The sequence below is a fragment of the Acinetobacter sp. BIGb0102 genome (genome assembly GCF_003815055.1).
Classification (GTDB): Bacteria; Pseudomonadota; Gammaproteobacteria; order Pseudomonadales; family Moraxellaceae; genus Acinetobacter; species Acinetobacter vivianii.
In genome coordinates this window covers 612,652-625,290 of record NZ_RKQE01000010.1, presented here as the reverse complement: position 1 = coordinate 625,290, position 12,639 = coordinate 612,652, and the positions used below count along the sequence as shown (strand labels likewise).

Sequence of the window (12,639 nt, the reverse complement as noted above, 5' to 3'; positions counted from 1 at the left end):
AAAATTATCTTATTCAAGCAATAAAATGTAATCAATATAAAAAGTAGGGATTTATTTTTCTTGATTCTCATAGAGGTAGCCCGATAGGGAAAAATCTTCTCTATCGGGCCAGATGTTGGAGAGGATAGGGTTTAATTCGGAGGTAATAACATCACAATCGCATTGTTGAGCAAGAGTGCGATATCTTCCAGAATTTCCGCTTCATTAAAACGTTCATCCAGTAATAGGCTTTCGCCATCTGCAATTTGTTTTAAATAAGGCATGAATGCTGCCGATATACAAACTGTATCGCCATTTGCCCAGAATTCAAAAGAATCGCCCTGTTTTCTGTAAAGCAATCTTGAAGCAGGCTCTAAAATAATCTGGTAATCCACACCAATCACTTCAGCTACATCATTCGCATCCACTTCTTCAGGTTCAGGAATGTTATTTGGATAGCTTGCTTCACTCATGTAGGCCATGATCGCAGAATCAAATTCAGGTGCTTGGGTGAGGTAGTCTAATAGTTGAGTTTTTAAATAGGCAAACTCAGTGCTATTAATTTCACCCAGATGTGCAGTCTGTTGACGTGCGATATCTGCCAATGGATTCTTGAGTGAGGTATTTTCTGCGAATTTATCACTGACCTGATCAATCATCTCTGAAAGATTTGGCATACGGAAACCAAATGAGAAGGTTAAGCAGTCATCTTCTGCAACGCCGTAATGCGATAAGCCAGGTGGTACATAGAGTAAGTCGCCTGGTGCGAGTACTTCATCAAACTGCACATCCATTTCAGCTAAAAGCTTTAATGGTTGATCTGGAATAAACTGGGTTGATTCGTCACACATTTGACCTAATTGCCAACGACGATGGCCATGACCTTGTACCAAGAACACATCATAAAAATCGAAGTGTTTTCCAACCGAACCGCCTTTTGGTGCATAAGACACCATGATGTCATCGCGACGCCATTGCGGGATAAACGGAAATTTTTTCCATAACTCAGCAATATCGAATGAGTAATGATCAACTGCCTGAACTAACAGTGTCCATAGATTCGGTAATTTCTGGAAGTCACCTTTGGTCAGTGGCGCTGATTTAACATGCCACTCATTTGGATTTTTATTTTTTTGACGAATCAGGCGGGCAGTGACGTGTTCTTCCAATGCAAGCTCTTGTACATCTGCTGGCTCTAAGAGGCCAATAATTTCAGGCATGGCATTACGAACCAGTAAAGGTTTTTTTTGCCAATATTCATTAAGAAATTGTTCTGCGGTAATGCCGCCGAGTACCGCTAAAGATTGAGACATGGGAAATGAAACCAACAACATTTAAATTGGTGTGTATTGTCCCTTGAGTTGAATGTTGGTGCAAGTCTTGTATAAAACCAAGAGAAACGCTAGAAAACAGCCTTAAAAATTAAAGAATGTACTTAATCTTGATCAATTGGACGCGTATTCGTTCACAGTCTTTCAAAAAAACAGTATGCTTAACAGGCGAAAAGGAGCATACATGTATCAAGTACTGGCAAGAAAATACCGTCCACGTAATTTCAATGAGTTAGTGGGGCAAAACCATGTTTCTCGTGCTTTAACCAGCGCACTGGAACGCGGCCGTTTGCACCATGCATACTTGTTTACGGGTACGCGTGGCGTTGGTAAAACTACAATTGCCCGTATTTTAGCCAAATGCTTAAACTGTGAAACAGGTGTAACGTCGACGCCGTGTGAAGTATGTACTACATGTAAGGCGGTGAATGAAGGCCGCTTTATCGACTTGATCGAAATCGATGCGGCATCACGGACCAAAGTAGAAGATACCCGTGAGTTACTCGACAATGTTCCTTATGCACCAACTCAAGGTCGTTTCAAAGTCTACCTGATCGATGAAGTACACATGCTTTCAACGCATTCATTCAATGCTTTGTTAAAGACTTTGGAAGAGCCGCCTGAACATGTCAAATTCCTGTTTGCGACCACAGACCCACAAAAATTACCGATTACCGTCATCTCGCGCTGCTTGCAATTTACCTTGCGTCCTTTGGCCGTCGATGAAATCACGGAACATTTAACCGCGATTTTAAATAAAGAACATATTGAAGCGGATCAGGATGCGATTTGGCAGATTGCCGAGTCTGCACAAGGCTCTTTACGTGATGCATTGTCATTAACAGATCAGGCGATTGCCTATGGTCAGGGCGCCGTACATCATCAAGATGTCAAAGATATGTTGGGCCTGATTGACCGAACTATTATTTATGACCTGATTTTGGCAATTCATCAAAATCAGCAAGCACGCGTGAGTCAGTTATTGTTGCAATTTAGACAGCAAGCTCTCGATGTGTCTCTGGTTCTGGATCAACTAGTTTCAACCTTACATGAGCTGGCTTTATTGCAATATTTACCAGATCTTGCACTGAAATATAGTGAAGAAATTAATCAGAAAATTTTGCAACTTTCGAAGTCAATTTCTGCTCAGGACTTACAGCTTTATTATCAAATTGCCTGCAAAGGGCGTGCTGAGCTACAACTTGCGGTGACGCAAGAGCAAGGCTTTGAAATGACGGTATTACGCTTGCTTGCGTTTAGACCGATGAGCTTAAATGAAGTCACTGTAAGTGCAACGCCAGTTACCCAGATTGCAGCACCAGCAGTTCAGCAACCAGTACAAAATTTAAATACAGAAAATCAGCTTGCGGTTCAGCAAGAAGCAGTTAGTGTTGAACCTGAACCTGAACCTGAACCTGAACCTGAACCTGAACCTGAACCTGAACCTGAACCTGAACCTGAACCTGAACCTGAACCTGAACCTGAACCTGAACCTGAACCTGAACCTGAACCTGAACCTGAACCTGAACCTGAACCTGAACCTGAACCTGAACCTGAACCTGAACCTGAACCTGAACCTGAACCTGAACCTGTTGCGCAAAATTCAGATAGCAATTTGATGGTGTTTGATGCAGAAGCAGGTCAGTTGATCGGACTGGAAACTTCAGCACAGACAGACATTGTTCAATCGAGTATTACAGATTCGGAAGACGTTCTGATTTTCCCAGTTGAAGAGAATACTGAAACAGCGTCGCCAGTAGATGAGTTGTCTCTAGAGTCACAGCCTGTGATGGCGACAGAACAAGCTGTTACTGTTATCGATGAACCAGTGGCGGAAATCGCTGTTGAGTTACCAGCCAATGCGGTTGCTTCTACTCAAGAAGATTTGGGCAATTTAATGCCGCAAGATATTCTTAAGTTGCGTGAGCAGAGCTTGGAAGGTGAATGGAATCTGGAAAAATGGGAATACTGGTTTAGAACCAGCCAGCTTTCGCCTGCGGTGCAAGAGTTGGCACAACATGGCATTATGCAAGGCCAGATCAATGGCGCATCTATCTTCCTGATTCCTCAGGAATATGAAGGCATGCTGTCACAGTTACAACATGGTTTGGAAGATGCTTTAAAAGCGCAATGGCCTCAAACGCATTTTAATGTGCAATATGGTGCGGTGGATTCAAACACGCCGTTGTTGATGCAGAATCAACGTAAGCAAAAAGCATTTAATCGTGCCGTCGAATTGCTACATCAGGAACCGACCATCAAGAGCTTGGTCGAAACCTTCGATGCAGAATTGCATAATATTCAATTGAAACCTTAAGTGTTAATAAAAAGGCAAAGCTTAATGGCTTTGCCTTTTTTATATTAACTTTATTCACTCGGCAGCAAATACTGTTCAAGAACTTCCCGCATTGCTGGAGGAATAGCAGTACTTTTTCGATGTTCACGATCAACAAATACATGCACAAAATGCCCTTGTGCCGCTGCTTGGGTCTGACCTTGTTTAAAAATTGCCAGCTCATATCTAAGCGATGAGTTGCCAATTTTTCCTATCGCTACACCAACCTCAACCATTTCGGGGAATGAAAGTTCCTGTAGAAAGCTACATGCTGAATCGACCACCAGACCTATAACTTCACTGTTGTGAATGTCAAAACCAGTTTTTTGAATCAACAATGAATTGGCGGCTGTATCGAAATAACTATAGTAGGTCACATTGTTGACATGACCATAGATATCATTATCAGCCCAACGGGTCTGGATCGGAAAAAAGAATTTAAATTGTGCTCGTGTTTTTAAAATGGGTTTACTCATGCATAAATCGCCTGATAAATCTGTAAAGCTTCTTGTTCAGTCATTTCTCTTGGATTGTTTTGCAAGAGTCGGGTTTGCAGCATGGCATCTTTAGCCAGTTGAGCAAGCTTGGCCTCTGGAACATCCAGATCTTTTAATTTTAGAGTCAGGCCACTTTGATCCAGATGATTCTGCATATGATCAATAAACAAATCACATAAGCCATCTGTACAGCCTGTACTTCGTGGATCTAAGAGTTGCATTAATTCTGCATAATGCTGTTTGGCTTTGGGTGCATTAAATTTTAATACCTCGACCAGTACCAATGCATTGGTATGTCCGTGTGATAGATGGAAATGTCCACCAAGTGGATAGGCGAGTGCATGTACAGCACCTACTGGTGCATTGGCAAACGCCTGACCTGCCAACATTGAACCAACTAACATATTCTGGCGCGCTTCCAGATCAGCACCATTCTTGAGAACTTTAGCCAGATTATGATTCAGTAATTTCAGCGCATTTTTCGCCAGCATATCGGCATAAAAGTTCTTTTTAATATTCGAGGTATAAGCTTCAATGGCATGAACCATTGCATCTATACCTGTGGCCGCCGTGATATGTGCAGGAAGTCCCTGTGTAAAAGTTGCATCTAAAATGGCGACATCAGCATAGAGGATCGGAGAGACCACGCCCATTTTGGTGGTTGCACCTGTGGTGACAATCGAGATCGGGGTAACTTCAGAGCCTGTACCTGCGGTGGTTGGTATCAAGATAAGTGGTAAACGTGGTGCTTTGGCTTGATTGATACCATAGATTTCACTGAGCTGCTGTTGCTGCTCTGGGTGTGCAAGCAAAGCAATGATTTTGGCAACATCCATTGAACTGCCGCCGCCAAAGCCTAGGATGACATCAATCTTTTCTTGCTTGGCAAAATCTACGGCTTCTAAAACGATATGTTCGGGCGGATCAGCCTGAATATCTGAATAGATGATATGTGCCAAATCAATCTCTTGTAAAATATCAAGAATCGGCTGATGCAACTGATGCTGAATCATGCCTGCATCGGTCACGATCAGGACTTTATGATAATTATGTTGAGTTAAAATATTTTTAAGTTCTTGTATAGAACCTAGACCCGCAATGATGTTGGGAACGGTTTGAAATTGAAACGGGTTCATACATACATCCTTATTTTTTCATCATAAATACTATATTTCTTATCGTGTGACTATAGGTCATTGCTCAAATAAATTAACATAAGATGCGCTTGAAAAGTGTAATTTTGAGCTGTTAATACCATTCCCAGTAATGTATAAGCATTTAGGTGGTTTGTTGTTTAAATTATTGAAAATAATAATGAATCTTGTTTTTTCTTGTGCTTAAAACTTTTTGATGTTCCATGTAAATTTTACTCTGAACATATCCCGAGCCTTAAATACTTCGAATACATCGTTTGAGTCGCCAGTTATTTTTATTATTGGAAAATATTGCAGTTCTAAGCAGGTAAAAGGGAAGCCCGCCGCTGGAAGATTATTGATGAGTGAATATTCTTAAAGTGATAGATAGCTTTATATCCTTTAACCATAAAATGGAGGATATTGATCAAAGACTTAGGACGCAGCTTAGGCTTCTTCTGGCTGAAGTAACTTACATCCACAAGAAAGTGAGTCATGAATACGTGCCACTGATCTGCCGCCAAGCTGAGTTGTAGAGTCACCTGTGATGATGATCGAAACACCAGTATGCTTCGGACAGGTTGCTTCATCTCCGATACATGCAATTGCTTGACCGTTGACTAAAAAATTACGATTGCCTGTTATGACTTTACCACCACCAGTTGTGGGACACCCTACAACGATATATCGAGTTGGCATATAAAATTTACTCACGGCAGCGATTTACCGTGCTATTTTATTAAATAAAGACAGTTCTGTCTATTGACCAGTCAGTCTAAAATATTTATTTAATATTTCTTCTAATCAATCCTTTGACAAGTGGGTAAATAACTTAGGTTGTACAATTTAAATTGATAAAAATTTATAAATTTAAAAATGCCAATTTTGAGGATTGGCATTTTATTACACTTAAGTAGAATTAGGATCTACAATCATTTTTCATTCTTTTATCGCCTAAAGATGCAGTTAACGCTTTTTTATAGACGATCTGCTTTTGATCTATCCAACTATAAATACCTGATGTATCTATCGTAGAAGGAAATTCTTTCCTATGTTTAAGCATGAAGTTATTAATTACGCAGAGTTGATTCATTTTACCGGCGGATAAATTATCTTCAATTTTATATGAACCTCCAATTGTTTCTTCAAGACCACGTAAAATATCCAATTTCATTTTTGTTGATTTTAATAGTTCCCAAGTGACAGCATCTAACTCTCTATCTGTAGCCTTTTGATAAACGTCAGAATCTACTAAAAGCATTTTTATTGCACCTGAGTTACTAATCATTAGTGCTTCCCTGGTTTCTTGGTTTGTTAAAGAGCTAGAACAAGCTGTAAGGATGCTTATGCTTAGAAAACTAACGATTAAATTTTTTATCAAATTCTGAGTACTGAACATTAGTTGGGTCACCTCTGTATATGCCTTCATTACGTAAAATCTGCACCATTCCTGAGTTAAAATCTTTTTTAAATATACGTTTAAACATATTTCTATTGATATGAAGTGGTCCACCGTTTTTAGTTAATTCCTCTAAATCAACAGTAGCATTTGCCACATTCAATTTACTGACAGTTTTCTTTAGATCATTTAGTGCTTTTACAGCACCTTTACCTTGTGCAAATGGGCCTAAATTTCTTAATTCACGTAAATCATTAACAGCAAATGTGCTTAAAAATCTTACTTTGAAAGCGGTTTGTTGAAATTCACCAACAATTTTGGGAATCTCTTTTAATGAGTGTTTGAGTACGTAGTTATGAAATTTGATGTACATTTGAGTATGAAATGCGGTATCTAACATAAAACCATTTGGGAACGTATTAACATCATATTCCATTCCAAAACGAACGGCCATCAACATTTCTATGCTGTTTTGTGCAACTTCTTCCCAGTGCTCTAATCCAAGCATAAAGTTATAAGGTCGCGCTAAATAATAATTACGCTCTTTTATGTATTGATTACACAACGGCTCTGTAATGACACAAACTTTTTGTTCTGCAGGGAAATCTGCCATTGAATCTGGGTAAACATTTCTATCATGTGGTGTAGTCATTACTTATTTCCATTCAGGTAATGGTTGGGATAGGTCAAAAGTGGTTAAGTCCACTTCTTTAGCCTCTTTGCCTGTTTCTACCATCTCTGTATGTCCAGTTTCATTGGTAAATCCTTCAAGTAGTTTTCCATCAGATGTAACCAACTTGAAGTACTGCTCGATTAGTGGTGCGCCTGTTTGCTCATCTAGTAAAAGAAACTTCACGCCGTAATCATCACTCTGGGCAACAAGATTATTCTGCACTACTACAGCACTAGATTTAGCTTGGCTTGCGCCTGCTGAGGAGCCGTTATCTTGTACAACAAGGCTCTGTTTTGGTAGTAACTTACAGCCACATGAAAGTGAGTCATTGACTCTTGCAGCGGCTTTACCAAAGATTTGCATGCACGGATCGCCAGAGATAATCGTTGCAACCGTTTTATGCTTCGGACATGTAGCTTTATCACCAACACAAGCGATTGGAATGCCTTCGATGAGGAACATGCTGTTGCCTGATATAACTTGCCCGCCGCCAGTTGTGGGGCAGCCGACTACAATATAAGGTGTCGCCATCGTTAGTTTTTACCCTCTGTTTAATTATTGTGAGGGGATAATAACAGTACATATACAGACTAGACTGTTTAGTTTTTTTAAAAAATAATTAAATATTAGCAAGACATGTTAAATAAAAGTTTATTGCCTTAACTATGTGCTTAGCAGGTTCGCGAATGTAGACTTATCTAAATTTAGTCGTTAGGTAGGACTTCGAGGTGTAAGGGTAACAGCGACCATCCTTAATTCCAAAAAAGTACATATTCATAAAGAATTTTCAATAATGATCAACACGATTTCCTTTCAAATCAAAGCAATTTTTGACAAAATACGGGATGTCACAATGGTCAATTCATGCATAATGAGTTTTACGTACGGTGCCTTTGTTTGCTGGAATTTTGCAGGCAATATTTTTATCTCCTCAACATTTAAATGGTTGGAATTTTTTTGTAATGAAAACACAATATAAAGTGTTATGTGTCTGTTTAGGCAATATTTGCCGATCTCCAACCGCAGAGGCAATTCTCAGACATTATTGTGATGCACATGGCTTGGACGTGCTTGTCGATTCAGCTGGAACCAGTAACTATCATCCCAACAAGGCGCCTGATGCACGCAGTCAGCAACATGCGACGCAGCGTGGTTATGATTTGTCTGCATTGCGTGCAAGACAAATTAACCTGAATGATTTTGTTGAGTTCGACCTGATTTTGGCAATGGATCATGAAAACTTAGATGATATTCAGGCACTCATGCAAAAAGCGTCTCAGCAATTTGGTGCAGCGCAGATTCGGGCAAAAATCGCCTTGATGAGTGAGCATGATCTTCAATTCAAGCAGCAAGCTGTTCCAGATCCTTATTATGGTGGCGCAGATGGTTTTGATCGTGTGCTGGATCAGTGTGAATCAAGCAGTAAAGCATGGGTCGATATTTTTAAAAAGCAGATAACAGCAGGGTCATAGGATTTAATTTAACATGCAAGTACAAGAGCAGGTTTCGCTTAAACGTTTAAATACATTAAATCTTAATGCTATTGCTTCACATTATGTTCAGATCAATCAGCCAAATGATGTGATTGCAGTGCTGGATTTTGCTGAACAGCATCAACTCAATGTATTGGTATTGTCTGGCGGTAGTAATGTGTTATTGCCTCAGCAAATACAGGCTTTGATTGTTCATTTAAATATTCAGGGCATTGATGTTGTTACTCAGGATGCGGATACGGTGACTGTTAAGGTCGGTGCAGGTCAAGTCTGGCACGACTTTGTTTTATACAGCACCCAGCAGCAGTGGTTCGGTTTACAAAATCTGGCTTTGATCCCAGGTTTGGTGGGTGCTTCTCCAGTACAAAATATTGGTGCTTATGGTGTCGAAGCAGGAGAGTTTATTGATTCTGTTCAGGTTTACGACCGTAAATTGAAACAGTTTGACTCCATTCCAGCTCAAGCTTGTCATTTTGCTTATCGTCACAGTATTTTCAAAGATGATCCAGATCGTTACATCATCGTGAGTGTCACTTTTAAACTGCTGAAAAAAGCGGATCTCAGATTGAATTATGGTGACTTAAAGCAAGCAGTGGGCGATGAGCTTAACGCAGAAAATTTGCAAAATCAGGTCATCCGTATTCGTCAAAGCAAGTTACCAGATCCGAAAGAATTCCCGAATGTTGGAAGTTTTTTCAAGAACCCGATCTTGTCTCAAGCTGAATTTGACAAAATTACTCAACAATTTCCTAACATACCGCATTATCCACAGCCGAATAGCAATGTTAAAGTGGCAGCAGGCTGGTTGATTGACCAAACGGGCTGGAAAGGTAAGCAATTAGGGCCAGTTGGCATGTTTCACAAGCAGGCTTTGGTTTTGGTCAATTATGCCGATGCAGCACTGACGGATGTAAAAAATACCTATCAGGCTGTACAAAGTGATGTAAAACAAAAGTTTAGTATTCAGCTCGAACCTGAACCTGTGTTATATAGTGAACACGGTTTGATTCAAGCGCATAGTGGATGAGGAGATTTATGGCTAAAGTGCATTGGATGGTCAGTTTAGTACGAATAATTACCATATTATTTGTGCTATTGGGCTGTTTTGTACTTTTTTTATATTCACCTTTTTATTCACAACTGGTGGTTAAAGGGCTCAACCGCTTTGTGCCTGTAGATGTGAATGAAGTCGCAGCACAAAGCCAAAAACCCGCAGCTTTGAGTGAGCACGAGACTTTAGAACCCGGTTCGAATCTGTGGATTGCACGACAGGCTTATCTCAAGCTGATGGAAAGATCCTTTCAGTCAGAGAAATCTGAAGATTTAAGACTGATTCAGGCACGTTATAAATTACTGCAAGAGCTGATTGTTGAAGAGCAGGAAAAAGAAAGTGCCGAAGAAAAGAAGCAACCGAATATTCCGTTGATGGGTGAGCGAGCTGATCAGGATCAGGCAAGTTCAGCAGTTACCATTACAACGCCATTAGATTTTCTGCAGTGGAATACACCAGATAATCAGGCTTTGATGGGTAAATATATTGCTTTTTTAGAAACTTATCCAATCGACTTACCTGTCAATGAAGATGATAAAGACGAGACCAATAAAGATCTGATTGAGCTGAAAAAGAATAAAGATGGCGCACCTGAGCCACAAAATATTTCTCAGCCAAATGCCATTGTTGTGCTGGGCGGCGGTTTAACGCTGGGTGCAAATGGTAAAGATATCGTGGTAAACAATTATACCCGTTTGCGTTTGGAAAAAACGCTTCAGGTCGAGAAAAAATATGCTTTGCCTATCGTGTTGAGTGGTGTTGAAGCGCCTTATATGCAGGCGTGGTTAAAAGAGCGTGGCATAGAGGCAAAACTCCTTGAAAATAGAAGTATGAATACCTGTGAAAACACCAGATTCAGCTCTTTATTGCTACAAAAGAAAGGTGGGGCGCCAACGGTGATCCTCATTACCGATGAATATCACATGCCTCGTACCCGCCGTTTATTTGCCTTAAGCGGTATTGAAACGGTTCCTGTCATTGCACCTATGCCAACCACTTTGACAGACTGGCGTCCTAGCGAACAAAACTATGACCACAGTCGCCGTGCAAACTACGAAATGCTGGCAACAATTCGTGATATGTTGATTGGTTCAAGTGATTGTCGAGAGATACCATAATGTCCAATATTCCTTTTTTAAATCCGACAATTCTAAAACAACTGGATTTACCTGTTCCAAATCGTGAAACTACACCACAGGTACTGGAACCGTTGGATCTATCAGCGATAGTCGAACCATCAAAACCGTTACAGGCCTATCGCAAACTCTATGGTTTAAATTTGCTGGATTGTGAGCATTGGCAAGGTTATGTCGAAATGCCTTTGTTCCGTTTGCATGTGCAGGTCTTCCAGCCGAAACAGCAAAAGATTCAGGGTACCGTGTGCTTATTACATGGTTATCTAGAACATAGTGGTATTTATCAACCCATTATCAAGGAAATTCTGGATCAGGGATTTAGTATTGTGACCTATGATCTTCCTGGACATGGTCTCAGTAATGGCTCACCTGCGAGTATTCAGAATTTTGATCATTATCAGCAAGTCTTACATGCTGTTTATGATGCAGTTCGTGGTGCCAAGCAATTACCAAAACCGTGGTTGGGAATTGGGCAAAGTACGGGTGGTGCCATCTGGATGCATCATTTACTCGAATTTGCTGAACGCCGCGAAGATCCGATTGTGGATCGGGTCTTATTGCTCTCACCGTTGATTCGACCGGCAAAAACGGCATGGTGGCATAACTCGGTCGGGCTGGGCATTATCCGCCGTATTAAGAGTCAAGTACCGCGACATTTCCGTCGTAATAATCATAATCCCGAGTTTCTGCGTTTTATCCGCTTAACCGATCCTTTGCAGCCTCGGATGATGGGGATGGACTGGATTCTGGCGATGTCGAAGTGGATGCTTGAAATGGAACAACGCCCAGCTTGCCGTATTCCAGTCTGGTTAGCGCAGGGCGCACTCGATCAAACTGTGGATTGGCGTTATAACATTGAATATATTCGTCGGAAGTTTCGATTACAGACTTTGCTGATGTTAGAAGAAGGCTCACACCAATTGATTAATGAGCGTGCGGATATTCGTGCGGCGCTGACTGGTCTGATTCCAGCATTTTTACATGCGAAACCTAACCATTATTACTACTGATTTTACTTTTTTAGCCATTACTTAAGTGATAGAATCCCGAATATTATAAAAAATATCAATGCATTAGATATTCGGGGAAATAATGAAAAAAGGTACATTAAGGGGTTTTTGTGTCTTTATTCTGCTCTGTACTGCTTTTCCAGTTTGTGCAGAAGAGCTATATAAATGTGTAACCAATCAGGGTACAACCTATCAAAGTCGGCCATGTGCGATTCAATCCAGCCAAAAAACGGCTTGTACAGGTTCGGTTGCTGATGGTTTTACGGGTGATTGCCGTAAGATGGAGCAACAACGGCAGCAAGCCATTATGCATGAGAAAAATGCTTATACACAGGATTTGGCAAGCAACAAAACGAGAACTGTGACTTCTAGATCTGAATTTCAAAAAACCATACTTGAGTTCAGCCAATGTAAACAGCGCATTCAGGCTTTGCAGAGATTCGCCCGTTATACAGATCGTCCAGCGCAATTGCTAGAAAATAATAGTCAGCTTTATGCAGCAAGAGTCTGCACTGAAGATGGTGGTATTTATTTAAGTTGCAATGCATCTACCAATACTTTGGTGACCCAGACCAGTTCCACCTGTTCATTTAAACGTTAAA

General features: G+C 40.5%; 13 protein-coding genes. 6 read left to right on the top strand and 7 right to left on the bottom strand.

The window, feature by feature from the left end; translation table 11 throughout:
• Positions 1 to 131 precede the first annotated feature (131 nt).
• Positions 132 to 1,292: a cupin domain-containing protein gene (locus tag EC846_RS05660; RefSeq protein WP_123774495.1), complete on the bottom strand. Its 1,161-nt coding sequence runs from the start codon at positions 1,290 to 1,292 to the stop codon at positions 132 to 134.
• A gap of 202 nt (positions 1,293 to 1,494) precedes the next feature.
• Here EC846_RS05660 and dnaX point away from each other — a divergent pair, with 202 nt between their 5' ends.
• Positions 1,495 to 3,627 (top strand): DNA polymerase III subunit gamma/tau, encoded by a 2,133-nt coding sequence (gene dnaX / locus EC846_RS05655; protein ID WP_123774494.1) that lies wholly within the window; start codon positions 1,495 to 1,497, stop codon positions 3,625 to 3,627.
• A 50-nt stretch (positions 3,628 to 3,677) separates the two neighbouring features.
• Here dnaX and EC846_RS05650 read toward each other — a convergent pair whose 3' ends face one another.
• From EC846_RS05650 to EC846_RS05625, 6 genes are all read right to left on the bottom strand, one after another.
• Positions 3,678 to 4,121, bottom strand: a complete 444-nt coding sequence (locus EC846_RS05650) for an acyl-CoA thioesterase (protein WP_123774493.1) — start codon at positions 4,119 to 4,121, stop codon at positions 3,678 to 3,680.
• Entirely contained in the window at positions 4,118 to 5,278 is a 1,161-nt protein-coding gene (locus EC846_RS05645; protein WP_123774492.1) for an iron-containing alcohol dehydrogenase, read from the bottom strand. Before EC846_RS05645 ends, EC846_RS05650 begins: the two co-directional genes overlap by 4 nt.
• A gap of 444 nt (positions 5,279 to 5,722) precedes the next feature.
• The gene (locus tag EC846_RS05640; protein ID WP_004771876.1) at positions 5,723 to 5,974 is read right to left on the bottom strand and encodes a PAAR domain-containing protein; all 252 of its coding nucleotides are present in this window, start codon (positions 5,972 to 5,974) and stop codon (positions 5,723 to 5,725) included.
• Between the two features lie 220 nt (positions 5,975 to 6,194).
• Entirely contained in the window at positions 6,195 to 6,563 is a 369-nt protein-coding gene (locus EC846_RS05635) for a hypothetical protein (RefSeq protein WP_123774491.1), read from the bottom strand.
• Positions 6,564 to 6,633: 70 nt separating this feature from the next.
• Positions 6,634 to 7,326, bottom strand: a complete 693-nt coding sequence (locus EC846_RS05630) for a hypothetical protein (RefSeq protein ID WP_123774490.1) — start codon at positions 7,324 to 7,326, stop codon at positions 6,634 to 6,636.
• 3 nt (positions 7,327 to 7,329) lie between these two features.
• Positions 7,330 to 7,878, bottom strand: coding sequence for a PAAR domain-containing protein (locus tag EC846_RS05625; protein WP_123774489.1), 549 nt, complete (start codon positions 7,876 to 7,878; stop codon positions 7,330 to 7,332).
• Positions 7,879 to 8,309: 431 nt separating this feature from the next.
• Between EC846_RS05625 and EC846_RS05620 the strand changes: the two genes are divergently transcribed.
• The 5 genes from EC846_RS05620 to EC846_RS05600 all read left to right on the top strand — a co-directional run bounded on the left by EC846_RS05620 (position 8,310) and on the right by EC846_RS05600 (position 12,638).
• Positions 8,310 to 8,819, top strand: a complete 510-nt coding sequence (locus EC846_RS05620) for a low molecular weight protein-tyrosine-phosphatase (protein ID WP_123774488.1) — start codon at positions 8,310 to 8,312, stop codon at positions 8,817 to 8,819.
• 13 nt (positions 8,820 to 8,832) lie between these two features.
• Complete coding sequence (murB, locus tag EC846_RS05615; protein ID WP_123774487.1) at positions 8,833 to 9,867, top strand: UDP-N-acetylmuramate dehydrogenase; 1,035 nt, start codon at positions 8,833 to 8,835, stop codon at positions 9,865 to 9,867.
• Positions 9,868 to 9,875: 8 nt separating this feature from the next.
• The gene (locus EC846_RS05610; protein WP_123774486.1) at positions 9,876 to 11,009 is read left to right on the top strand and encodes a YdcF family protein; all 1,134 of its coding nucleotides are present in this window, start codon (positions 9,876 to 9,878) and stop codon (positions 11,007 to 11,009) included.
• The gene (locus tag EC846_RS05605; protein ID WP_004771884.1) at positions 11,009 to 12,037 is read left to right on the top strand and encodes an alpha/beta hydrolase; all 1,029 of its coding nucleotides are present in this window, start codon (positions 11,009 to 11,011) and stop codon (positions 12,035 to 12,037) included. Before EC846_RS05610 ends, EC846_RS05605 begins: the two co-directional genes overlap by 1 nt.
• A gap of 82 nt (positions 12,038 to 12,119) precedes the next feature.
• Positions 12,120 to 12,638 (top strand): DUF4124 domain-containing protein, encoded by a 519-nt coding sequence (locus EC846_RS05600; RefSeq protein ID WP_123774485.1) that lies wholly within the window; start codon positions 12,120 to 12,122, stop codon positions 12,636 to 12,638.
• The last annotated feature ends 1 nt before the right edge of the window (position 12,639 follow it).